This window comes from Streptomyces sp. NBC_00090 (assembly GCF_045160815.1).
Taxonomy (GTDB): Bacteria; Actinomycetota; Actinomycetes; order Streptomycetales; family Streptomycetaceae; genus Streptomyces.
Map to the genome: position 1 here is coordinate 721,097 of NZ_CP108224.1, position 24,569 is coordinate 745,665.

Consider the following 24,569-nt stretch of genomic DNA (forward strand, 5'->3'; position numbering starts at 1 on the left):
TCGTGTGCGGCCCTCGCGCGTTCAGCTCTGCCGGGCGACGAGACTCGCCGGGCGCAGGTCGGTCCAGTGGGACTCCACGTACGCCAGGCAGGCTTCCCGGGTGTCCTCGCCGAAGACGGTCCGCCATCCGGCGGGAACCGCGGCGAAGGAGGGCCACAGCGAGTGCTGGTTCTCCTCGTTGACCAGAACCAGAAAGCGGCCCTGCGGGTCCTCGAAGGGGTTGGTCGTCATGCGTTCTCACTCCTCATGGATGTGACGTTGAACAGCTCGGACAACGGCTGTTCGGCGTCTGCTGTCACCGTGTGCAGCAGGGTCTGCAGTTCTTCGGCGAGCCGGCGGGCCTTCGCGGCGCCGATCCGCTCGGTCGCGTGGACGATCCCGCAGTGCACGGGCCCGTCGCCGCGCGGCTCGTAGAAGCTGAGCGTCAGCTCCGCCCGGGTCGAGCCGGTCGGGACGGCCAGGAGGGCTCCCACGCCGCCCTCCAGCTGGTCGAGGTCCGCCTGCTCGTGGTGGATCACCATCACCTGCGGGCCCTCCGGCCGCAGTCCGGCCGCCCGGACCACCGCCTCGAAGGGGACGTCCTGGCGGTCCAGCGCGCTCAGCGTGGTCTCCCGTACGCGGGTCAGCAGTTCCGCGAAGGTCGGGTCGCCCGCCGTGTCGGTGCGCAGCAGGACCGTGTTGAAGAAGCAGCCCACCAGGTCGGCGAGCTGGTCGTCGGTACGTCCGGCGACCATCGTGCCGATGGGCAGGTCGGTGCCCGCGCCGTGGGCGGTCAGCAGCGCCGCGAGGGCCGAGTGCAGGACCATGAACATGCTGGTGCCGGTCGCCCGCGCCAGCCGGTCGACGTCCGCGTGGAGCCGCTCGTCGAGGACGAACTCGACGATCCCGGCCGCCCTGCGGGCCTCTGTCGCTCCGGCCCTGGGGTTCGGCACCGCGGCCGGCAGGGCCAGTTCGCGCGGCACGTCCCTCAGCGTCCGTCGCCAGTGGGCGAGCTGGCGGCCGCCCCGACTGTCCGGGTCGTCGAGGTCGCCGAGGACCTCGCGCGCCCAGCGGGTGTAGTCGGAGTAGGTCACCGGGAGCGGCTCCCAGTCGGGTGCGAGGCCGGCCGTGCGGGCGGCGTAGGCCGTGGTGAGGTCGCGGAGGAGCGGGACCACCGACCACTCGTCCACCGCCAGGTAGTGCATGGTCAGCAGGACCGCCTGGGCCCCGTCGGCGCCGGTGAGCAGCCGCACCCGCAGCGCGGGCTCGCGCTCCAGGTCGGGTGCCGAGGCGGCCGGTTCGGCCAGTCGGGAGTCCAGGTCCCCGCAGCGCTCCGAGGTCAGCGCCGGGGCCTCGGCGGGCCGCCGGACGACCGTGCCGTCGGGCCGCTCGGCGAAGGCCGTGCGCAGCGGCTCGTGCCGGGCCGTCACGTCGGCGAGCGCCGCGGCGAGGGCGTCGGCGTCGAGCCCGCCGGGCGAGCGCAGCACCAGCGCGTGGTCGTAGCCCGGGCTGCGCCGGTACGACTCCCACTGCCACCGCTGGACGGGGGCCACCGGCAGGTCGGCGCCGTCGGCCGCCGTGTCCCGTGCCGGGCGCAGGGCGGGGCGGGCGGCGGCCGCGCCGTCCAGCTTGCCGGCGATGCCGGCGACGGTCAGCGCGTCGAAGACGTCCCGGATGCTCAGTTCGACGCCGAACTCGGCGCGGATCCGGCCGAGCAGCCGCATCGAGGCCATGGAGTGGCCGCCGAGCGCGAAGAAGCTGTCGTGCGCGCCGACGTCGTCGAGCTTGAGGATCTCGCAGAACAGCTCGGCGAGCCGGGCCTGCGTCGGGGTCGCCGGGCGGGCGTCGCCGGTCATCGCGGACCACTCCGGCGCGGGCAGCGCCTTGTGGTCCAGCTTGCCGTTGGGCGTGAGCGGGAGCGGGCCGTCCAGGGCGACGACGAGGGCGGGGACCATGTACTCGGGCAGCTGCCCGGCGACATGGGCGCGCAGTTCCTGCGGGTCGAGTGCGCGGGGCGCGCCCTCCCCGGTCTCGGGTACGGCGTAGCCGACGAGGCGGACGATGTCGCCGTCGCGGTCGGGCAGGACGGCGGCCTGGGCGACCGACGGGTGGCCGGCGAGCGCGGCCTCGATCTCGCCGAGCTCGATGCGGAAGCCGCGGATCTTCACCTGGGTGTCGACCCGGCCGAGGAAGTCGAGGTTCCCGTCGGCGCGCCAGCGGGCCCGGTCGCCGGTGCGGTACATACGGCTGCCGGGCGCGCCGAACGGGTCGGCGACGAACCGCTCCGAGGAGAGCGCCGCCTGCCCGAGGTAGCCGCGGGCGAGGCCGCGCCCGGCGACGTACAGCTCACCGACGACACCGGGTGGCACCGGCCGCAGGTGCTCGTCGAGGACGTAGCAGCGGGTGTTGGGGTCGGGGCGGCCGATCGGCACCCGGCCGGAGGCGCGGCCGCCGTGTTCGCGGGCCGGCCAGAGCGTCGAGTTGACGGTCGCCTCGGTGAGTCCGTACGCGCAGATCAGGTTCGCGGTGGCGCCGAACCGCTCGAAGAGGTCCGGGGGCACGGTCTCGGTGCCGACGAGGACGGTCGAGCCCTCGGGGAGCGCGCAGCCGGGGGGCAGCGCCGAGACCAGGGACGGCGGCAGGATCATGTGGGTGATCCGCTGATCCGCGAGGAAGTCGGTGAGGGCGGGGCCCGCGACCCTGGCCTCGTCGGTGATGAGCACGAGCCGTCCGCCGTGGCAGAGGGCCATGGCGAGCTCGAAGGCGAAGACGTCGAAGCCGATGGAGGCGAACTGGAGGACGCGGCTGTCGTGTTCCAGGCCCATCCGGTCGACGGCGGTGGCGACCAGGCTGGCGATGCCCTCGTGCGGGACGACCACGCCCTTGGGGCGGCCGGTGGATCCGGAGGTGTAGATCACGTACGCGGCCTGGTGCAGGCCGGCCGGTCCGCCGGCGGGCGGTGTCGCGGGCAGCGCGTCCAGTTCGGCCGCGGTGTCCGGGGCGTCGAGCAGCACCACCGGGACGCCGGTGACGTCCGGGATCTTGCCGGCGACGGGCTCGGTGCCGACGACGACGGCCGCTCCCGAGTTCTCGATCATGTAGGTGAGGCGGTCGCCCGGGTGGACGAGGTCGAGCGGCAGGAACGCGGCGCCCAGCTTCAGCGCCGCGACGACCGTCGCGATCATGTCCACCGAGCGCGGGACCGCCACGCCGACCACGCTCTCGGCGCCGACGCCGCGGGCGGCGAGCAGCCGGGCGACGCGGTCGGCCCGGGCGTCGAGCTGGGCGTACGTCACCGACCGGGAGCGCTCGACGACGGCGACGGCGTCGGGGCGCTCGGCGACCCACCGGGCGAAGAGCGCGGGCAGGGTCTCCTCGTCGACCTCGCGGGGCAGGCCGTTGAAGCCTTCGAGGACGAGGCTCCGCTCCTCCGCGGAGAGGATCTCGGCCCGCGACACCGGCTGGTCGGGGGCCGCGGCGAGTGCCCCGACGAGTCGGCGGAGCCGGTCGGCGATGACCTCGGCGGTCTCCCGGTCGAAGAGTTCGGTGGCGAACTCCAGGCGGCAGCCGAGGAAGTCGGTGTCGGCGCCGTCGGTGGAGGTGCGCTCGGTGAAGCTGAACACGAGGTCGAACTTGGCGGAGCCGATCCGGAACGGCACGTAGCGCGCCCGGAGTCCGGGCAGGGCCAGCTCGTCGTCGGTGCGGGCGTGGTAGCCGACCATTACCTGGAACAGCGGGTTCCGGGAGAGGGAGCGGGTCGGGTTGAGCTTCTCCACGACCGATTCGAAGGGGACGTCCGCGTGGGAGAACGCGGCCAGGTCGGTCTCCCGCACCCGGGCGAGCAGCTCGGCGAAGGTGGGGTCGCCGCCGAGGTCGGTCCGGAGCACCAGCGTGTTGACGAAGAAGCCGACCAGCTCGTCCAGGGCCTCGTCGCCGCGCCCGGCGATGGGTGCGCCGAGGGGGATGTCGGTGCCCGCGCCGAGCCGGTGGAGCAGGGCGGCCACGGCCGCGTGCGCCACCATGAACATGCTGGCGCCGGTCTCGCGGGCGAGCCGCTTGAGGCCCTCGTGGACCGTGCGGTCGAAGGTGATGTCCAGCTCGGCCCCGGTGAACGCCGGGCGGGCGGGCCGCGGCCGGTCGGTGGGCAGCTCCAGCTCCTCGGGGGCGCCGGCCAGGGTCGTGCTCCAGTGCTCCAGCTGCCGGGCGGCGAGGCTGGCCGGGTCGGCCGGGTCGCCGAGGAGACGCTGCTGCCAGAGGGCGTAGTCGGCGTACTGGACGGGCAGCGGCTCCCAGTCGGGGGCGGCGCCGTCGAGGCGGGCCGTGTAGGCGGTGGTCAGGTCCCGGAGGAAGGGACGGTCGGACCACTCGTCGGTGGTGATGTGGTGCAGGAGCAGCACGACGACGTGGTCGTCTGTCGCGAGCTCCACGATGGTGGCGCGGATCGGCAGTTCGCCGGCGAGGTCGAACGGCCGCCCGACGGCGGCGTCCACGATGCCGGGCACCTCGTCCTCGGTGGCGCGCAGGTGCTCCACGACGGGCGGGGCGTCGGCGGGCAGGACCCGCTGGAACGCGTGGCCGTCCCGCTCGACGAAGACGGTGCGGAGCGCTTCGTGGCGGGCGGTCACGTCGGCGAGGGCGGCGCGCCAGGCCTCGGCGTCGAAGGCGCCGCTCAGCCGCAGGACGAGCGGGAAGTTGTAGGCGGCGGAGGTGCACTCGATCTGCTGGATGACCCACAGGCGCTGCTGGGCGTGGGACAGCGGCAGTTCGTCGGGCCGCTCGGCGGCCGTGCGGGCCGTCAGGACCGGGCGGGCGGCGCCGCGCGAGGCCGCCGCGCGCTCGACGAGTTCGGCGACGGTGGGCGCCTCGAAGAGGTCGCGGATCGCGAGCTCGGCGTCGAGCGCGGTGCGGGCGCGGCTGACGAGCCGGGTGGCGAGGAGCGAGTGCCCGCCCAGGTCGAAGAAGTCGCTGTCGATGCCGACGCTGCCCTCGGCGAGGCCGAGGACCTCCGCGAAGAGCGCGCGGAGCGTCTCCTCCTGCGGGGTGCGCGGCTCACGGCCCGCTCCTGTGCCGGCGAAGTCCGGGGCGGGCAGGGCCTTGACGTCGAGCTTGCCGTTGACGGTCAGCGGCAGGGTGACCACGGTGACCAGCGCGGACGGGACCATGTAGTCGGGCAGGCCGGCCTTCAGGTGCTCGCGCAGCCGCCGGCCGAGCGTCTCGTCGGGCTCGGCGCCGTCCTCCCGTACGACGTAGCCGACCAGGCGCTTGGTGCCGGCGGCCTCGTGGACGACGACGGCGGCGTGGGCGACCTCGGGGTGCGCGGACAGCGCCGTGGAGATCTCGCCGAGTTCGATGCGGTAGCCGCGGATCTTCACCTGGTCGTCGGTGCGGCCGAGGAAGTCGAGCAGGCCGTCGGGGCGCTGCCGTACGAGGTCGCCCGTGCGGTACATGCGCTCGCCGGGCTCGCCGAAGGGGTCCGCGACGAACCGCTCGGCCGTCAGACCGGCCCGGTCGTGGTAGCCGCGGGCGAGGCCGGTGCCGGCGATGTACAGCTCGCCGGGGCAGCCGGGGGGCACGGGGCGCAGCATCGCGTCGAGCACGTGGGCGCGGGTGTTGCGGATGGGCATGCCGACCGTCGGCGTCGCACTCTCGGTGGTGGAGCCGCCGAGCGTGTTGATCGTGTACTCGGTCGGGCCGTACAGGTTGTAGCCGTAGGTGCCCTCGGTCACGCGCAGCCGCGTCCAGACCGTGTCGGACACGGCCTCGCCGCCGAGCAGCACGAGGGCGGGCCGGTGCCTGCCCGCGGGCTCGCCGGCCCCGCCGGACTCGCCGGCCTCGCCGGGTTCGTCGCGGTCGAGGAGGCCCTCCTCGATGAGCAGCTGGGCGTAGGTGGGCGTCACGTTGACGACGTCGACGCGGTGCTCGTCGCAGTACGCCACCAGGGCCTCGGCGTCGCGGCGGAGCTCCTCGTCGCAGACGTGGACCTCATGGCCCTCGACGAGCCAGAGCAGCTCCTCCCAGGACATGTCGAAGGCGAAGGACACGGTGTGCGCGATGCGCAGGCGTCGTCCGCCGGCCGAGGCGATGGCCGGGTCGAAGATCTCCTTCTGGTGGTTGAGCTGCATGTTCGTCAGACCCCGGTAGGGGGTGACGACGCCCTTGGGCCGGCCGGTGGAGCCGGAGGTGTAGATGACGTACGCGGGGTGCTCCAGACGGTCCGGCACGCCGTGCGCGAAGGCGGGCCGCTCGGCGTCGGTGACCGTGTCGCCGGGGAGCGCGGCCAGTTCGGCCGCGACGGCCGCCTCGTCCAGGAGGACCTCGGGGGCGACGGGCCCGTCGGGGCCGCGCAGCGTCGGAGCGACGGCGGCGGTGGAGAGCAGGCAGAGCGGTCCCGTGTCCTCGGCCATCAGGCGCAGCCGGTCGGCCGGGTGGTCGAGGTCGAGCGGCAGGTAGGCGGCGCCCGTCCGCAGGACGGCGAAGAGCGCGGCGACCATCTCGATGGACCGGGGCAGTGCGAGCGCCACGACGGTCTCGGGTCCGGCGCCCCGGGCGAGCAGCAGCCGGGTCAGCCGGTTGATCTGCGCGTCCAGTTCGGCGTACGTGAGGGCGCGGTCGCCGAAGACCAGCGCCACCGCGTCCGGGGTGCGGGCGACCTGGGCGGTGAGCATGTCGGCGACGGTCTCGTCCGGCACGTCCCCGCGGGTGGCCGTCCAGCCGGAGACGAGCGCGGCGCGCTCCCGCGGCAGCAGCAGGTCCATGCCGACGGTGCGGGCGGCCGGGCCCTCCAGGGATGCGAGGGCCTCGCCCAGCCGGTCGAGGACCGTGGTGAAGCGGGCGAGGATCGTGGCGGCGGCCTCCGCGTCGAACAGGTCGGGCCTGGCCGCCAGGGTCACCCGCAGGCGGGCGCCGGGCGTGACGATCAGCGTGAGCGGGAAGTGCGTGCCGTCGACGTTGGAGACGTCGGTGACGCCGTGGAGCGAGCGGAGTGCCGCCGTCCGGTCCTCGCCGTCGGCGGAGCGGAGCACGAAGAGGGTGTCGAAGAGGCGGCGGTGGCCGGTCTCCTGCTGGAGCGTGCCCAGACCCACGTACTCGTACGGCATCACGGCCGCGCGCTCGGTCTGCAGCCGCCGCAGCAGGTCGAGCAGCGGCTCGTCCGGGGCGAAGGCTATCCGGGCGGGGACCGTGTTCAGGAACATGCCGATGATGCCGGCCACGTTCGGGACGTCCGCGGGACGTCCGGCGACCGCGGTGCCGAAGACGACGTCGCCGCGGCCCGTCATCGCCGAGAGCACCAGGCCCCAGGCCGCGTTCAGCACCGTGTTCAGGGTGAGTCCGTGGCGCCGGGCGAGGGTGCGGAGCCGGTCGCTGCTCTCCCGGGTGAGGAGGGCGTCGAAGTCCGCCGGGATGACCGGGCCCGCGTCGCGCCCGGAGGGGGCGACGAGCGTCGGTTCGTCGAGTCCGGCGAGCGCCCCGCGCCAGGCGTCCAGGGCGGCCGTGGTGTCCTGGGCGTCGAGCCAGGCCAGGTAGTCGCGGTACGAGCCGGGCAGCGGCAGGCCGGTGGCGTCGCCGGCCCGCTCGTACAGCGTGAAGAGCTCCTCCAGGAACAGCCAGGCGGACCAGCCGTCCCAGAGGATGAGGTGGTGGGTGACGACGAGCCGGTCCCGGCCGTCGCCGAGGCGGATCAGCAGCAGGCGGCAGAGCGGTGCGGCGGACAGGTCGAAGCGCTGCCGGCGGTCGGCGGCGAGCAGCTCCTCCACCCGGGTCCGCTGCTCCTCGGCGGACAGGTGGGTCAGGTCCTCCTCCACCAGCGGGATCGCGGCGCCGTCCGCGATGAACTGCACGGGCCGGGGCAGGCCGTCGCTGGTGAATCCGGCGCGCAGGCTGGTGTTGCGGGCGAGGAGCGCGCGGCAGGCGGCCCGCAGGCGGTCGGCGTCGACCCTGCGGTCGAAGTCCAGGGCCTCCTGGGACTGGTAGACGTCGAGCGCGTCTCCCGCGTCGTAGGTGGCGTGGAAGTACATGCCCTCCTGGAGCGGGGAGAGGGGCCAGATGTCCGCGACGGGGAGCCCGGCGGCGGCGTGGACGCGCTCGGTCTCCTCCGGGGTGAGGACGAGGCCGCCCAGCGGGGCGGGGGCCGGCGGCTCCGGGGGCGCGGCGGCGGTCAGCTGGTCGAGCAGGGCCCGGAGGGCCGGGTCGACCGCGGCGCCGGACTGCTGCTGGAGGGCGAGGACGGCCTGGAGGGCGGCGGCGGCCTGCCCGGCGTCGGTGGCGGAGACGGTCACACCGTCTGGGTGCACGGGTACCTCGGGTGTCTCGGGTGCGGTCGGTTCGGCCGGGGCCGCGGTGGCGGCCGTCTCGGCGAGGGCGGCGGGGGTGCGGGACGCGAACACGTCGCGGGGGCTGAGCGTCAGCCCCTTCTCGCGCGCCCGGGTGGCGACGGTGATCGAGCTGAGGCTGTCGCCGCCCAGGACGAAGAAGTCGTCGTCCACACCGATCCCCGGCACGCCGAGGACGTCGGCGAAGATCGCGCACAGGGCGCGCTCGCGCTCGTCGCGGGGCGCCCGGCCGTCCGCCCGGGGCGCGGCCCCGGGGGCCGGCAGGGCGTTCTGGTCCAGCTTGCCGCTGGGCGTCAGCGGCAGTTCGGCGATGACCACGACGGCGCTCGGCACCATCGGGGCGGGCAGCGCTTCGGCGAGCGCGGCGTGCAGCGTCCCGGGCTCCGGGGCGGTGCCGGGCGCCGGGACGGCGTAGCCGACGAGGGCGCCGTCGCGGACGGTGACGGCCGCGCGGGCGACGCCGGGCAGGGCCGCGAGCGCGGTCTCGATCTCACCGAGCTCGATGCGGTTGCCGCGGACCTTCACCTGGCGGTCGGTGCGCCCGAGGTACTCGACCGCCCCGTCGGCGCGGCGCCGCACCAGGTCGCCGGTGCGGTACATCCTCTCCCCCGGCGCCCCGAAGGGGTCGGCCACGAACCGCTCGGCGGTCAGCCCGGGCCGGTCGTGGTAGGCCCGCGCCAGCTGGACGCCCGCGAGGTAGAGCTCGCCGGGCACCCCGTCAGGCACGGGGCGCAGGAAGGGGTCCAGGACATGGAGCCGGGTGTTCCACACGGGGCGGCCGATCGGGACGGCCGGTTCGGTGGAGCCCTCGTACGGGAAGTGGGTGACGTCCACGGCCGCTTCGGTGGGGCCGTAGAGGTTGTGCAGCGGTACGGGTCCCCGGCCGTCGCGGGAGCTCCGGGAGGTGAGGTCCCACCAGCGGCGGGCGTCGGCGCCGGTGAGCGCCTCGCCGCTGCAGAACACCCGGCGCAGGCTGATCGCCCAGTCGGGGACGTCCGTGGCGGCCTCCATGACCTGGACGAACGCGCCCAGCATCGACGGCACGAAGTGGGCCGTGGTGACGGCGCGGTCGCGGATCAGGCGGGCCAGGTAGGCCGGGTCCCGGTGGCCGTCGGGGCGGGCGAGGACGACGGTCGCGCCCTCGGTCAGCGCCCAGAAGAACTCCCACACCGACACGTCGAAGCTGGACGGGGTCTTCTGGAGGACCCGGTCGTCGGCGGTCAGCCCGTACGCGTGCTGCATCCAGGCGAGCCGGTTCACGATGGCCCGGTGGGTGACGGCGACGCCCTTGGGGCGGCCGGTGGAGCCCGAGGTGTAGATCAGGTACGCGGGGTGGTCGGGTCCGGCGGCCGCCGGGACGGGCACGTCGGAGAGGGGTTCGCCCTGCTCGTCGGCGTCCACCAGGAGCTGGTCGAGTCCCGGCACGGCGGGCAGCCGCCCGGCCGCCTCCCCGGTCGTCACGACGGTGCGCGCGCCCGAGTCGGAGAGCATGAAGGCGACCCGGTCGGCCGGGTAGTCGAGGTCGACCGGCAGGTAGGCGGCGCCCGTCTTGAGGACGCCGAGGAGGGCGACCATCAGTTCGGCCGAGCGCGGCACGGCCACGGCGACGTACTGCTCGGGGCCCGCGCCGCTGGCCCGCAGCCGCCGGGCCAGCGCCTCGGCGCGGCGGTCGAGTTCCGCGTAGGTGAGGGTGGTGTCCTCGAAGACGACGGCGGTGGCGTGCGGGGTGTCCGCCGTCCGCGCGGCGATGAGCGAGGGGAGGGTCGCCTCGGGAACGGGGTGCCCGGTGGCGTTGAGCTCCGTGAGGTGGTCGAGCTCGCGGGCGGACATCAGCCCGGTCCTGCCGACGAGGCGGCCGGGTTCGGCGACGAGGGTCCGCAGCAGGGCCGTGAACCGGCCGGCGAGGACGGCCACGGCCACCTGGTCGAGGCGGGCCGCGTCGTGCTTGAACCGCAGCAGCAGACCGCTCTCGGCCGGCTCGACGACGAGCGCGAGCGGGTAGTGGACGGCGTCGAAGACCTCGGCGGTAGTGATGCGCAGCTCGTCGGGGTGCTGCCCGGCGGACCGGTCGCCGGTCGGGTAGTTCTCCAGCACCACCAGCGTGTCGAAGAGTTCGCCGCCGCCCGCGACCCGCTGGATGTCGGCGAGGCCGAGGTGCTGGTGGTCGAGGAGGGCGGTGTGCTCGTCCTGGACGCGCCGCAGGAGGTCGGCGAGCGACTCGTCGGCGCGGAGGGTCACACGGGCCGGGACCGTGTTGATGAAGAGGCCGACGGCGGAGTCGAGGCCCGCCACCTCCGTGGTGCGTCCGGACACGGTGGTGCCGAAGACGACGTCCCGGCTTCCGGTGAGCGCGCCGAGGAGCAGGCCCCAGGCGCCGTGCAGGACGGTGCTCAGGGTCAGGCCGTGGGTCCGGGCGCAGGCGGTCAGCTCGTCGGTGAGGTCCTGGGGAAGCCGGGTGTCGACGTGCTCGGGCCGGGCCGGCGCGTCGGCGGCTCCCGTGGCGGGTGCGCCGTTCGGGGCGGCCGGGGCCGGGAGTTCGGGCAGTCGGGTGGGGCCGTCGAGCCCGGCGAGGGCCTGGCGCCATGCCTCGCGCGCGGCGTCCCGGTCCCGGCCCGCCAGCCACGACAGGTACGGCTCCGGGGAGACGGGCTCCGGCAGTTCGGCGCCCCGGTAGGCCTCGGTCACCTCACGGAGCAGGACGGAGACGGACCAGCCGTCGGCGACGATGTGGTGCAGGGTGAGCAGGAGGCGGTGGCGCTGCCCGTCCTTGACAAGGGTGGCGCGCAGCAGCGGAGGCCGGTCCAGGTCGAAGCGCTCGGCGCGGTCGGCGCGCAGGAGTTCGTCGAGTCCGGTGGTGGCGGTGTCGGCCTCCCGCCACGGCAGGGTCACGCGCTCGGCGAGCCGCTGGACGATCTCGCCGCCGGGCAGCTGGCGGAAGGAGGCGCGCAGCAGCGGGTGCCGGTCGAGGAGCAGTTGGAGCGAGCGGCGCAGCCGGTCCGGGTCGACGGGCCCCGAGAGGTCGAGGAGCTCCTGGACGAGGTAGAGGTCCGCGGCCCGGTCGTCGAACTCCGCGTGGAAGAAGAAACCTTCCTGGAGGGGAGAGACGGGGAGCGCGTCCGCGTCGAGCTCCACGTGGGGCGCGGGGGCGGTGGCTGCGGTCTCGCCGGCGGTCCGGGCGAGCGCGGCGACGGTCCGGTTGCGGAAGACCTCACGCGGGGTGATCGCGAGACCGGCCTCGCGGGCGCGGTTGACGAGCTGGATGGCGACGATGCTGTCGCCGCCCAGTTCGAAGAAGCTGTCGTGGACGCCCACCGACGGCAGACCGAGGACCTCGGCGAACAGTGCGGCGAGCGCGGTCTCGGCCGGGGTGCCCGGGGCGTCGGCGCCGGTCATGGCCGTCCACCGCGGCTCGGGCAGGGCCTTGCTGTCGAGCTTGCCGTTGGGGGTGAGCGGGAGCGGGCCGTCGAGGACGACGACGGCCGACGGCACCATGTGGTCGGGCAGGTCGTCGGCCACCCGGGCGCGCGCGGCCGTCACGGCGGCCTCGGCCTCCGCGCCGCCCGCCTCGGCCACCAGGTAGGCGACGAGCCGCTTGACGCCCCGGTGGTCCTCGCGGGCGAGGACGGCGGCCTGGGCGATGCCCGGGCAGGCCATGAGGGCGCTCTCGATCTCGCCGGGCTCGATCCGGTGGCCGCGGATCTTGATCTGGCCGTCGGCGCGGCCGAGGAACTCCAGGTTGCCGTCGGCGCCCCAGCGGACCCGGTCGCCGGTGCGGTACATGCGGGTGCCGGGCTCGCCGTACGGATCGGCGACGAACCGCTCCGAGCTCAGCCCTGCGCGGCCCAGGTAGCCGCGCGCGAGGCCGCGCCCGGCCACGTACAGCTCGCCCTCGGCGCCGACGGGGACCGGCCGGAGCGCCGTATCGAGCACGTAGGTCCGGGTGTTGGGGTCGGGGCGGCCGATGGGCGCGGGGCCCGGCCGGTCGGGCTCGGCGATCCAGAGCGTGGAGTTGACGCTGGCCTCGGTGAGTCCGTAGGCGACGACGACCTTCAGCCTGCCGTCCCAGCGGGCGATGAGTTCGCTGGGGACCGCTTCGGTGCCGACGACGAGCACGGCGCCCGCGGGGAGTTCGCACTCCTGCGGCAGGGCCGAGACGAGCGAGGGCGGCAGGATCATGTGGGTGGCGCGGTGGCGCGCGATGTAGTCGGTGAGCGCGGGGCCGGCGACGCGGCGCTCGGCGGGGACGACGATGATCCGCCCGCCGACGCACAGCGACATGATGAGGTCCCACACCGTCACGTCGAAGCCGACGGAGGCGAACTGCACGACCCGGCTGTCGGCGGTGATGCCGATCCGGTCGGTGGCGGTGGCGATGAGGCTGCCGACGCCGTCGTGCGGAACGACGACGCCCTTGGGGCGGCCGGTCGAGCCGGAGGTGTAGATGACGTACGCGGCCTGGTCGAGGGCGACCGGGACGCCCGGGTCGGTGTCGTCCAGGGCGGCGAGGGCGCCGGCGGTCGCCGGGTCGTCGAGCAGGAGGTGGGTGACGCCCTCCGACGGCGGGAGTTCACCGGCGAGGCCGCGCACGGTGACGACGGTGCGCGCCCCGGCGTCGGACAGCATGTAGGCGATGCGGTCCCGTGGGTGGTCCGCGTCCAGCGGCAGGTAGGCGGCGCCGGCCTTCATCACGGCGAGCAGGGCCACGACGAGCTCGGGCGAGCGGGGCAGGGCCACGCCCACCACGTCCTCGGCGCCCACGCCGCGGGAGGCGAGGAGGCGGGCGAGCCGGTTGGCGGAGGCGTTGAGCTCGGCGTACGTCAGCTCGCGGTCCTCGCACACGAGGGCGACGGTCCCGGGGCCGCGGCGGACCTGCCGCTCGAAGGCGGCGGGCCAGGACAGCTCGGGGACCTCGCGCGGTGCGACGCCGAACTCGTCGAGGACCAGGGCGCGTTCGGTGTCCGAGGTGAGTTCGAGGTGGCCGACGGGGCGGCCGAGGTCCTCGGTGAAGGCGTGCAGGAGCGCGAGGAAGCGGCGCTCGTGGTCACCGAGCGCGGCCTCGTCGCAGACGTCCGCGTCGGCGTCGAGGTGGACGGCGACGCCCCGGCCGTTCCGGGTCTCGGCGAAGGAGAAGGCGAGGTCGCTGACCGGGCCGAGCCAGACCGGACGCAGCTCGGCCTCGTGGACGGTCCCGCGGGCCGTCTCGTGGGCCGTCCCGTGGGCCGTCCCGTGGACCGTCCCGTGGACCGTCCCGTCTTCCGTCCGGTCTTCCGTCGCGTGGAGCGCGAAGCGCAGTCCGTCGGGGCGCGGCAGGATGTTGACGGTCGGGCCGACGAGCTCCGGTACGCCGTCGACGAGGCCCAGGTCCCTGGCCAGGTCCTCGGCGCGGTAGCGGCCGTGGGCGACCGCCTCGGCGATCGCGTCCCGTACGTGGGCCACCAGGGCGGCGCCGGTGACAGCGGGCCCGACGGCCAGGCGCAGCGGGACGATGTTGGACACCATGCCCGGGACGACCGCGGAGACCTCGTCCTGGCGGGCGGCGATCGGCAGGCCGAGGACGAGGTCCTGCTCGCCACTGGAGCGGTGGAGGTAGGCGGCGACGGCGGCGACCAGCAGGCGGGACGGGCGGACGCCCGCGCTCCGGGCCGCCGCGTGCAGCCGGTCGACCTCCTGCGGGGCCAGTTCCGTCGTACGCCGCAGCCGGCGTGTCATGGGGGCCGCGCCGCGCTCGACGAGGCGTACGGGCTCGGTCCGGCCGGCCATGCGCTCGCCCCACCAGGCGCGGTCCTTCGCGTACTGCCCGGAGGTGCGGTAGGCGCCGTCGGCGGCGACCAGGCGGGCGAGGGACCGGTCGGCGGGCGCAGGTGCCTGCTCCCCCGCCGTGTAGAGCTCGCCGGCCCGGCGGGCGAGGAGGGCGACGCCCATGCCGTCGATGACGATGTGGTGGTAGCGCTGGACCCAGAGGACCCGGTCGGCGGCGATCCGCAGCAGTGCGTGGCCGAAGAGCGGGTCGTGGGCGAGGTCGACGGTCCGGTCCCGGTCGGCGGCGGTCCACGCGTCGGCCGCCGCCTCCGGGTCGGGCGCGTCGCGCAGGTCCACGACGGTGATGTCGACGGGGTGGGTCCGGGGTGTCTGCCGGGGCCCTTCGCTTCCGGCGACGACGTTCACCCGCAGGCACTCGGCCTCTTCGACGGCCCGGCGGACTCCGGCGGCGAGGCGGTCGAGGTCGAGGTCGCCGCGGAGGTCGAGCGTGAACACGATGTTGTAGGCAGAGCTGTCCGGCTCCAGTTGCTGGGCCAGCCAGATGCCGGATTGCCCGCCGGTGAGGGGGATCCCGGAAGCGGACGTCCGGTCCGACTCGACGTCAAACATCGTACGAAGTGGCCTTTCCCTGGAGGTGCGTCGGTGTGGGTGGTCCCGCGCGCGGCTCGACACCCCTCCGTGCGCGGGGTGTGTCCCGAACCACCGACGGCGTGGCGGGACCGCCACGCCGTCGATCGTTCGACGCACCCTGGCGGTGCGTCAGTGGTGCGTCGTCACTTGATCGCCGCGAGCAGCGGCTCGATCTCGTCGATGGCGTACGGGATCGACAGGACGGTGTTGAAGGAGAACGCGGCGCCGATGTCCGGGTTCTGGTAGGGCACGAACAGGTCGCGCTTCTCCTGGTTGACCTTCAGCTTCTTGTAGAGCGGCTCCGCCTTGATGCGGTCGTTCGCCTCGGTGCTGGAGGTGACCCAGACGAGCCGGTCGACGTCGAGGATGTTCAGCTTCTCGGCGCTGAGCTCGGCGACGTTCCACCCGGGCTTGGCGAGGGTGTCGATCTCCGGCTTCAGCTTGAAGCCGAGCTCGGAGAAGAAGATCGCCTTGGGGTCGGTCTTGGTGAACGCCGAGTACTTTCCGGCCTCGAAGCTGTCCGCGACGGCCAGCGTCTTCCGGGCGAACTCGGGGTGCTTGTCACGGACCGCCTTGAAGCGGGTGTCGATGTCCGCGATCAGCTTCTCGGTCTCGGCGTCCTTGCCGAGCGCCTTGCCGATCTGACGGGTCATGACCTGCCACGGCGCCCCGTAGTCGGGGTGCTCCTTGGGCTGCGCGACGACCTTGGTGAACTTCGAGAGCGTGTCGTACTGCTCCTTCTTCATGCCCGAGTACTGGGCGATCACCAGATCCGGCTTCAGCGCCGCGATCTTCTCGATGTTGTACTCGTCACGCTCGCCGACGATCACCGGCTTCGTGGTGCCCCACTTGTCCTTCGTCCACGGCCACTTGCCGTACGGATCCTCCTTGAACCAGTCCACGGAACCGGCCGGCTTGACGCCGAGCGCGAGCACCGCGTCCTGGTCGGACAGACCGAGCGTGACGATCGTCTTCGGCTCCTTGTCGATCGTCGTGCTGCCGTACTTGTGCGCCACCGTCACGGGGAACGCGGGGGCCTTGCCGGCTCCGTCGGCCGACGACGAGGCCGAGCCCGAGGGCGCGGAGGACGAGCCGGACTTCTCCGTCCCGCCCCCACAGGCGGAGAGTGCGAGCGCCGCGACCGCGACGACGGCCACACGGGGAGCAGATCTGCCGAACCGCGCCGGGGCGGGACGAACACCAGTGGACACAGACGTTCCTTTCACGGGGATTCACAGTGCGTGCCACGCCCGCCGGGCACGAGAGTGCTGCCCGGTGGGGAGTGGCGGGTCGTGCGTGGGGGGCGCGGAGAGTGCGAGCGGTGGTGTGCGGCCCGCGCTAGCGGGCGGTTCCGACGCCGTCGGCGACCGGCCGGATCTCACCGGAGGCCGCGGAGGCGGGAGCCGGGACGGTGGCGGCGGAGGCCGGGGCGGGGCGGCGGCCGACGACCGAGTCGAGGATCTCGCCGACCCTGATCGCGGTGTTGGAGAGCAGCGACGACGTGATGCCGTGGGTGTGCTCGGTGCCGCCCTGGAGGTATATGCCGCAGCGCAGTTCGGGGTCGGTGGCGACGCGGTAGTCGCGCTCGACGCGGATACGGCCCTGCTCGTCGCGGTGGCAGCGGTCGGCGACGTCGCCCAGGAGGCCGAGCGGGTCGGCGGGGCTGTAGCCGGTGGCGAGCACGACCACGTCGGCGTCGAGCGTGGTCTCCTCGCCGCTGACCAGGGACTTCACGACGGCGCGTGCGCCGTCGGGGCCGTCCTCGACGCCGACGAGCCGGGAGATGTTGAGGAAGCGCAGCCGCTCGGTGCCGAGGACCTTCTCCTGGTACGACTGCCGGTACAGGTCGTCGATGAGGTCGATGTCCACCACGGAGTAGTTGGTGTTGCCGTGGTACTCCATCAGCTTGCGCTTGATCTCGTCGGGGGCCGTGAAGTACTCGTCGACCGCTTCGGGGTCGAAGATGCGGTTGGCGAAGGCGCTGTCGTCGGCGGGGCTGTAGCCGTACCGGGAGAAGACTGCGCAGATCTCGGCGTCGGGGAACCGGCGGTGCAGATAGGCCACGTTCTCCGCGGCGCTCTGCCCGGCACCCACGACGACGAACCGCTCGGGGGCGGTGCCCTCCAGGCTGTCCACCTTCGCCAGCAGGTCGGAGTTGTGCCAGACGCGGTCGCTCCGCTCGATGCCCTCCGGCATGCGCGGGCGCAGGCCGGTGCCGAGGACGAGGTTGCGGGCGCGGTGGACGACCAGCTCCGTACCGGAGCGGGCGGTCACCTCCAGGTACTCCACGACGCCGTCCTGGACGACCGGTTCGACCGCGATGATCTCGTGGCCGTACGAGACCATGTCGTCGACCTTCGCCGCCGCCCACTCGAAGTAGTCGTGGAACTCCACGCGCAGCGGGAAGAGGTTCTTGTGGTTGACGAAGTCGATCAGCCGGCCCTTGCTCTGCAGGTAGCAGAGGAAGCTGTACTCGCTCGACGGGTTCCGCAGCGTCACCAGGTCCTTGAGGAAGGACACCTGCATGGTCGCGTCGTCGATCAGCATGCCGCGGTGCCAGCCGAAACACGGCTGCCGCTCGAAGAAGTGGGCGGTCACCGCCTCCTCCCTGCCGACGCGTGCGTTGTGCTCGCTGAGCGCCAACGCCAGGGCCACGTTGGACGGCCCGAAGCCGATACCAATGAGGTCGTGGACCAGAGGTGTGTCACCAGGAAGAACCTGAGACATGTCACTCCCATCGTGCGTGCCGCCTGTGGGGGGCGTGGCAGGGAAACAGGGCATCGGGGGCACACCGGAGAGGGCACCCCGAGCGGAACTTAGGTAAAGCTAACCTGATCTGACGCCCCGTGTCGACGGGGCGCGGCCGAAGAGGGCGAAACCATGGCCTCCAACACCCTTGAAACCTGGCCCAGTTGTCATGTTAGGTAAGCCTTGCTTTACTTGGCGCCGGTCAATCGCTCTCCCTAGGAGGAAGCCCCATGCGGGTCGTCATGTTCGGTTATCAGACCTGGGGCCATCGCACCCTCCAAGCGCTCCTGGACTCCGAGCACGACGTGGTGTTGGTCGTGACACACCCCAAGAGCGAGCACGCCTACGAGAAGATCTGGAGCGACTCAGTCGCCGATCTGGCGGCGGAGCACGGGGTCCCCGTGGTCATCCGCAACCGGCCCGACGACGAGGAGCTGTTCGAGCGCCTCAAGGAGGCCGATCCGGACATCATCGTGGCCAACAACTGGCGGACCTGGATCCCTCCGCGGATCTACACCCTGCCGCGCCACGGGACGTTGAACGTCCATGACTCGCTGCTGCCGAAGTACGCCGGCTTCTCGCCCCTCATCTGGGCGCTCATCAACGGCGAGCCGGAAGTGGGCGTCACGGCCCACATGATGGACGAGGTGCTCGACGCCGGCGACATCGTCCGGCAGCAGTCGGTCACCGTGGAGCCGACGGACACGGCGACGGATCTCTTCCACAAGACGGTCGACCTCATCGCGCCGGTCACCATCGGCGCCCTCGGCCTGATCGCCTCCGGGCAGACCGAGTTCACCAAGCAGGACAGGTCGCAGGCCAGCTTCTTCCACAAGCGGGCCGAGGAGGACATCCGGATCGACTGGAGCTGGCCCGCCGAGGTCCTGGAGCGCCTGGTCCGCGCCCAGTCGGACCCGTATCCGGCCGCCTTCACGTTCCACCGGGGCAAGCGGCTGGAGATCCTCTCCGCCGTCGTCTCCACGGGCCGTTACGGCGGCACCCCCGGCCGGATCTTCTACCGCGAGGGCGACGGCGTCGTGATCGTCGCCGGGGCGGACGCCCGTACGGGCCGCAACCACGGCCTGGCCATCACCCGCGTACGGACGCACGACGGCCGCGAGTCGACCGCGGCCGAGTACTTCACTTCCATGGGCGGCTACCTCACCAGCCGCCCCTGACCACGAGGACCCTCACCATGCGTACCGCACGGCCTCGGCACTACCTCATGTGCCGGCCCACCCACTTCGACGTGGTCTACTCCATCAACCCCTGGATGGACCCGGCGAAGCCCGTCGACACCCAACTGGCCATCACCCAGTGGGAGAAGCTGCGCGAGGTCTACCTGACCCTCGGGCACACCGTCGACACGATCGACCCCCTGCCCGGCCTCCCCGACATGGTCTTCGCCGCCAACGGCGCCACCGTCGTCGACGGCCGGGCCCTCGTGGCCAGGTTCCGCGACGCCGAGCGCATCGCGGAAGGACCGGCCTACCACGACTGGCTGCGCGACAACGGATTCCCCGACCTGCGCACCGCCGACGTCGTCAACGAGGGCGAGGGGGACTACCTGTTGACCGGTGAGTGGCTGCTCGCCGGTACGGGCTTCCGCAGCGATCCGCGCTCGCACGACGAGGCGCAGGAGTTCTTCGGACGTCCCGTCATCGGACTGACGCTCGTGGACCCGAACTACTACCACCTCGACACCGCGCTGACGGTGCTCGACGAGACGACGATCGCCTACCATCCGCCGGCCTTCTCGCCGGGCAGTCTCGCCGTACTCCGGCGCCTCTTCCCCGACGCCCTGATCGCCACGGCCGAGGACGCGGCGGTCTTCGGCCTCAACGCGACCTCGGACGGCTACAACGTCGTCCTCCCGCACAACGCCACGGACATGACCGAGCAGTTGCGCGCACGAGGCTTCAACCCCATCGGCGTGGACCTCTCGGAGCTCCTCAAGGCCGGCGGCAGCGTCAAGTGCTGCACGCTGGAACTGCGCACGGCCGCCTGACTCCGGCGCGCCCCGGACGGTCCCGGGGTGCGCCGGCGGTTGCCGCCACGTCGATCGCTCCGGCGGTCCTCGGGCGGCAGCCCTCGTACAGCATATTAGGTTAGCCTAACCTAACTCTCGGAGGGGTAGTTGATGGACCAGCCGTACGCCGTCGTCGGCATCTCGAATGCGCCGACCGACTGGGCAGCGGTCTTCAGGTCGCTCGCCGGCTCCGACCTGACCCTCGTCACGGTGCCCGGCGCCGCGTTACCCACCCCGCCCGGAGCCGCGAGCGACCGAGCCGACCACGACGGGACCGGTCACCACGGGACCGGTCACCACGGGACGGGCCCCGGGCCGGTCACGGGCGCGCCCTCGATGCGGATGACGCCACCCAGCGTGCTGGACCTCCACGCGTACCTCCTGACCGCCATCGGCAAGGCCGCGCGCCGACGGCTGACCGACAAGCTGGCCGCCCGCGGCCTCCGCCTGTGGCATCTGACCGTGATGGCGCTGCTCGGCGACCTCGGCCCGCAGATGAAGACCGTCCTCGCCGCGCGGCTCGACATGAACGCCAGCGACCTCGTGAAGATCGTCAACGACCTCGAGAAGGCCGGCCACGTGGACTGCGTCCGCGACCCCGCCGACCGGCGCCGCGTCGTGGTCCGGCTGACCGCCGAGGGCCGGTCGTCCCTGGCCGCGCTCAGCGCCGAGATCGCGACGGCGGACGACGAGATCCTCGCCCCCCTCGACGCGGCGGAGCGCGAGCAACTCACCTCCCTGTTACGCCGCGTGCACAGCCACCTCGAACCCGCGCCGGCCGGCGTCGTGCACGAGCGCCCGAGCAGCGCGCGATCCCGGCGGCGGAGCGCCGGCATCCCCGTACAGACCCACTCCGTCGAGGACGGCCGGGTCGACTGGACCCGCCCCGCCGAGTCCATCGCGCGCCTCGTCGACTCCCGGCGCCACGCCCACCCGGCCGCCTACACCCACCACGACGGCCGACGGCTCGACATCCTCGGCGCCACCGTCTCGCGCCACGCCTACGCGGGGACACCCGGCCTGGTCCTCCACACGGAGGACGAGGGCGTGGTCGTCGTCACGGGCACCGAGGCCCACACGGGCCGCAACCACGGCCTCGCCCTGACCCTCCTCCGCACGGAGGAGGGCCGGGAGGTGGCACCGGAGGAGTGCTTCGGTCCGGCGGACTCGGTGCTCGCCGACGAGAGCGGCACCCTCAACGGCGGCCCAGGACCTCGGCGATCCGGCTGAAACCCTCCGCGCCGTGGCCCAGCCCCACCGCGCGGCGCGCCAGCCCCTCGGCGGCACGCATCACGCCCGCTTCGATGCCGTGGGCCTCGGAGGCGTGGACGATGTGCGCCATGGTCGAGACGGCGGACGTCAGCGGGTTGCCCTCGCCCGAGTGGCCGCCGCTCTCGACCTCCTCGGCCAGCTCCGCGAAGATCGGCGGCAGGATCGCTCCGATCCCCTGGGCCAGCGGGGCGAGTTCGCGCGGCGAGATCCCCTCCGCGCCCGCCAGGGCCAGGGCGTGGACGTACCCCGTCATCGACGTCCAGAAGATGTCGAGCAGCGCGATGTCGTACGCCGCCGCGCGGCCGACGTCCGCTCCGAGGTGGGTGTGCGTGCCGCCCAGCGCCTCCAGCACCGGCCGGTGCTCGTGGTAGAGCTCCTCCGGGCCGCTGTGGAGGAAGACGCCCGCCGGCGTGCCGATGGCCGTGGTGGGCGTCATGATGGCGCCGTCGAGATAGCGGATGCCGTGCTCGTCGGCCCAGCGACCGGTGGACCTGGCCCGGTCCGGGGTGTCGGCGCTCAGGTTCACCAGGGCGCGCCCCTTGAGCGCGGCGGTGACGTCGTCCCGACGCAGCACGGCGTCCGTCGCGTCGTAGTTGACCAGGCAGACGACGGTCAGCGGGCTCGCGGCGACCGCCTCGGCGGCGCTCCCGGCCCCGATCGCGCCCCGCTCGACGAGCTCGCGGTCCCGGCCCGGGGTGCGGTTCCACACGGTGGTGCGCACGCCGGCGGAGACGAACGCGCCGGCCAGCGCCCGGCCCATGGGGCCGAGTCCGACGACCGTGACGGCCGACGGCCGGGAGGCGTGGTCCTGCGAGGAGTGGTCCTGGGAAGAGGAGTGGTCCTGGGAAGAAGGCATGACTGAAGTCCCTTGCACATGAGGTAAGAAGGAAGACGTGCCGGACGGCACGGATGACACCGGGATGACCGAAGGACGAGGTCGAGGACGATGACGCGCAGCCGGGCCGAGGACACCGGGGTCTGCGGCGTGACCGCCGCCGTCGCCGTGATCGACGGCAAATGGAAGACCCTGCTGCTCTGGCTGCTCGAAACCGGCCCGCAGCGGCCCGGTGAACTGCGCCGGCTGATCCCGGCGATCAGCGAGAAGGTGCTGACGCAGGCCCTGCGGGAGATGGAGGCGGACGGCCTCGTGCACCGCGAGGTGCACGACGTACTGCCACCGAAGACCGTCTACTCGCTGACCGACTTCGGCGAGGAGCTCTCCGACGCGCTGGCACCCCTCTCCGACTGGGGCCACCGCCGTCTGGACCGGCTCGCCGAGGAACGCGCCGCGTCCTGACCGTTCGTCCGTCTCCTTTCCCTCGGCCACCACCAGGCTCTCCCGGGGCCCGTCCCGCGACAAGTACCCACAAAAAAGTGGGTGGGGCGGGGCGGTTGCCCCTGACCCCGTCTCAGTCGGTGGACCCGCACCGCGCGGATTCGGTCAGTGGGACCGCCGTGCGCCCCACGTCGCGCGGTGCCGGGATGACCCTGCCGTACCGGGAGATGGTTGACGCGGGCGCCGGACGCTCGAAGAGCCGTACCGGCGGCGCGCACAGCGCACACGCCCCGCACGGTTCGCCGGCCGACCCGGCGGCCCCTGCACTCGCCCCCGCCTCTCCATCCGCGTGCGCGGCCGGCCCCGGGGCCGGGGCCTCGCGGGGTTCGGGCTCGTCGAGACCGCCCAGCGCCGCCCGCAGCCGGTCCAGGGTCTCGCGCGCCGCGGCGATCAGGGCGTTCAGCTCCTCGTCCCCGTTCGCCGGTGCCCGCACGAGGAGACGGTTGCGCACCAGCACCCGGTGGATCGTGGTGCGCGAGGGCGGAACCGCGATCCCCAGCCGTTCGAGCGCGTCACGCAGCCGCCCCGCACCCCACTCCGGGTGCTGCTCGCGGAGCGAACAGATCAGCGCCTCCACGGCGGGCGCGATCCGGGCCGGGCTCCGGTGCGGGCGCCGTGAGCGGTCCTCCAGACCGCCTTCGCCGTGTGCCGCGTACCGCTTCCGCCAGGCGTACAGCGTCTGCCGCGAGACGCCGTGCCGCCGGGCCACCTCCCCGACGGGCCGGCCGGCCAGCACCTCGCGCATGGCCCGGTGGCGCTGTGCCGCACTCGCGTGTCGGCTCACCGATCCCCCTCCTCGTCTCCCCCTGCTCCTCCCTACCGGTGTAGACCACGACACGTTTCAGCGATGTCTCCGCACCCCTTCTCCGATGTCAAGGATGTCGTGGAACTCCTGACATGAATCCACCGGAATTTCACCTCGGGAGCCATGGAAAGCAATGCGACAGGGCGTCGGACAGCATTGACACCGCTCCATGCCACTGACGAGGATCGACCCCGCTCCGCACAACCGTACGGAGTTCCCGAACCACCAGGAAAACGGGAGTGACCATGGAAGAGCGCAATTCGCTCCGGCCGGACGAAATCGAGGTCTCACCCTCGCCGATCGCGACGCCCGATTTCGTGATCTCGGACAACGACCCGACCGACCCGGTGTTCGTGATCGCCGACAACGACCCCTCGGACCCGGTGATCTGACCTCATGGCCGTGGTTCACGGCGGGTGGGAGGCTGCGCCCCAGGCGCAGCCTTCGCTCGGCCTCAACAGCCTTCTGTCCCCCCTGACTCCCGAACGGTTCAAGGACGAGTACTGGGAGCGAGAACCGCTCGTCATTCACCGGGAGAATCCCGACCACTATGCGGCGTCGCTGAGTTTCCGCGATGTCGACCATATTCTTTCCACCTCCAGCGTCCGCACCTCCGAACTCAAAGTCGTGGTGAACGGCCAGGAGATTCCGCTCGTCGAAATGGCGGCTTCGGGACCGGGCGGTCCGAGCAACGGACTCGAAGTCCTCTACGACCTCTACCGGCGCGGCTCCACCGTCGTCTTCAAGTTCCTGCACGAACGCTGGGAGCCGCTCGGCCGGCTGTGCCGCACGCTGTCGGGCGAGTTCAGCGCCGGGTTCCAGGCGAACGCCTATCTGACCCCGGCCGGGGCACAGGGCCTCACCAGCCACTACGACACCCACGACGTGTTCGTGCTCCAGGTGTGGGGGTCGAAGCACTGGCGGCTGTACGACTCCCCCGACGAGCTGCCGCTGGCGAACCAGCCGTACCGCAGACCGAAGGCGGGTGCGGGCGCCCCCGTCCGCGAGTTCGACCTGCGGCCCGGTGACCTGATGTACATGCCGCGCGGGACCGTGCACGACGCCACCTCGAACGACGAGGCCTCGCTGCACATCACGCTCGGCGTGCTGCCGGTCCTCTGGTCGACCGTGCTCAAGGACGCCCTCGACCGGGCGATCGAGGGCGATCCGCGCTACCGGGGCGCGCTGCCGCCCGGCTTCGCCCTCGATCCGGAGCTGCGGGCCGGGGCCGCCGCGACCCTGGCGGAGCTGCTCGCCTCGGTCGCGGGGGCCGTGGACCCGGCCGAGCTGGTCGAGCGGGCCGCGAGCCGCGCCCTGGTGGGCCGGCGACCGGTCCTGGACGGCCACCTGCTCGACCTGGAGGGGCTGCGCACGCTCGGCCCCGACACCCGGGTGCGGCGCAGGCCGGAGCTCCTGTGGTCGCTCGGCGACCGGGGCACCGGGCTGCACCTGGAGTTCCACGGGAAGGTGGTGCGGCTGCCCGCCCGGATCGAGCCCGAGCTGCGGTACGTGCTCGACGCCCGGGCCCCGTTCACGGCGCGCGAGGTGACCGGCGCCCTGGACGTCGAGGGCCGGCTCGTCCTGGTCCGCCGGCTGGTGCAGGAGGGTCTGCTGACCCTGGCGTGAGCTCTCCGCCCCGGACCCGGTCCGGGGCGCTGGAGGGTGTCCGGCAAGACACCG

General features: G+C 73.2%; 12 protein-coding genes. 6 read left to right on the forward strand and 6 right to left on the reverse strand.

From position 1 onward, the window contains the following. Positions 1 to 21 precede the first annotated feature (21 nt). The 4 genes from OG361_RS03230 to OG361_RS03245 form a co-directional block, all read right to left on the reverse strand. The gene (locus tag OG361_RS03230) at positions 22 to 231 is read right to left on the reverse strand and encodes an MbtH family protein (RefSeq protein ID WP_405851746.1); all 210 of its coding nucleotides are present in this window, start codon (positions 229 to 231) and stop codon (positions 22 to 24) included. Further along, entirely contained in the window at positions 228 to 14,678 is a 14,451-nt protein-coding gene (locus OG361_RS03235; protein WP_405851747.1) for an amino acid adenylation domain-containing protein, read from the reverse strand. Before OG361_RS03235 ends, OG361_RS03230 begins: the two co-directional genes overlap by 4 nt. Before the next feature lie 164 nt (positions 14,679 to 14,842). Beyond that, the gene (locus OG361_RS03240) at positions 14,843 to 15,856 is read right to left on the reverse strand and encodes an iron-siderophore ABC transporter substrate-binding protein (RefSeq protein ID WP_405851748.1); all 1,014 of its coding nucleotides are present in this window, start codon (positions 15,854 to 15,856) and stop codon (positions 14,843 to 14,845) included. A gap of 181 nt (positions 15,857 to 16,037) precedes the next feature. After that, positions 16,038 to 17,426 carry a lysine N(6)-hydroxylase/L-ornithine N(5)-oxygenase family protein gene (locus OG361_RS03245; protein ID WP_405851749.1) on the reverse strand — a complete coding sequence of 463 codons (1,389 nt, stop codon included), beginning with the start codon at positions 17,424 to 17,426 and terminating at the stop codon, positions 16,038 to 16,040. 251 nt (positions 17,427 to 17,677) lie between these two features. On the opposite strand from OG361_RS03245, the gene OG361_RS03250 reads away from it, so the two are divergent. The 3 genes from OG361_RS03250 (at position 17,678) to OG361_RS03260 (ending at position 20,706) form a co-directional block, all read left to right on the forward strand. After that, the gene (locus tag OG361_RS03250) at positions 17,678 to 18,625 is read left to right on the forward strand and encodes a methionyl-tRNA formyltransferase (protein ID WP_405851750.1); all 948 of its coding nucleotides are present in this window, start codon (positions 17,678 to 17,680) and stop codon (positions 18,623 to 18,625) included. 17 nt (positions 18,626 to 18,642) lie between these two features. Beyond that, entirely contained in the window at positions 18,643 to 19,455 is an 813-nt protein-coding gene (gene ddaH / locus OG361_RS03255) for a dimethylargininase (protein WP_405851751.1), read from the forward strand. Positions 19,456 to 19,587: 132 nt separating this feature from the next. Continuing rightward, positions 19,588 to 20,706 carry a winged helix DNA-binding protein gene (locus OG361_RS03260; protein ID WP_405851752.1) on the forward strand — a complete coding sequence of 373 codons (1,119 nt, stop codon included), beginning with the start codon at positions 19,588 to 19,590 and terminating at the stop codon, positions 20,704 to 20,706. Here OG361_RS03260 and OG361_RS03265 read toward each other — a convergent pair. Beyond that, positions 20,672 to 21,604 (reverse strand): NAD(P)-dependent oxidoreductase, encoded by a 933-nt coding sequence (locus tag OG361_RS03265; RefSeq protein WP_405851753.1) that lies wholly within the window; start codon positions 21,602 to 21,604, stop codon positions 20,672 to 20,674. The genes OG361_RS03260 and OG361_RS03265 overlap by 35 nt on opposite strands. A gap of 90 nt (positions 21,605 to 21,694) precedes the next feature. Between OG361_RS03265 and OG361_RS03270 the strand changes: the two genes are divergently transcribed. Continuing rightward, a complete protein-coding gene (locus OG361_RS03270; protein ID WP_405851754.1) occupies positions 21,695 to 22,045 on the forward strand; it encodes a winged helix-turn-helix transcriptional regulator in 351 nt (116 codons plus the stop codon). Positions 22,046 to 22,157: 112 nt separating this feature from the next. Here the strand turns inward: OG361_RS03270 and OG361_RS03275 are convergent, their stop codons facing one another. After that, entirely contained in the window at positions 22,158 to 22,868 is a 711-nt protein-coding gene (locus OG361_RS03275) for a helix-turn-helix domain-containing protein (protein ID WP_405851755.1), read from the reverse strand. A 260-nt stretch (positions 22,869 to 23,128) separates the two neighbouring features. Here OG361_RS03275 and OG361_RS03280 point away from each other — a divergent pair, with 260 nt between their 5' ends. Together OG361_RS03280 and OG361_RS03285 are read left to right on the forward strand one after the other, a co-directional pair. After that, entirely contained in the window at positions 23,129 to 23,281 is a 153-nt protein-coding gene (locus tag OG361_RS03280) for a hypothetical protein (RefSeq protein WP_405862716.1), read from the forward strand. A 4-nt stretch (positions 23,282 to 23,285) separates the two neighbouring features. Then, positions 23,286 to 24,515, forward strand: coding sequence for a cupin domain-containing protein (locus tag OG361_RS03285; RefSeq protein ID WP_405851756.1), 1,230 nt, complete (start codon positions 23,286 to 23,288; stop codon positions 24,513 to 24,515). Positions 24,516 to 24,569 lie beyond the last annotated feature (54 nt).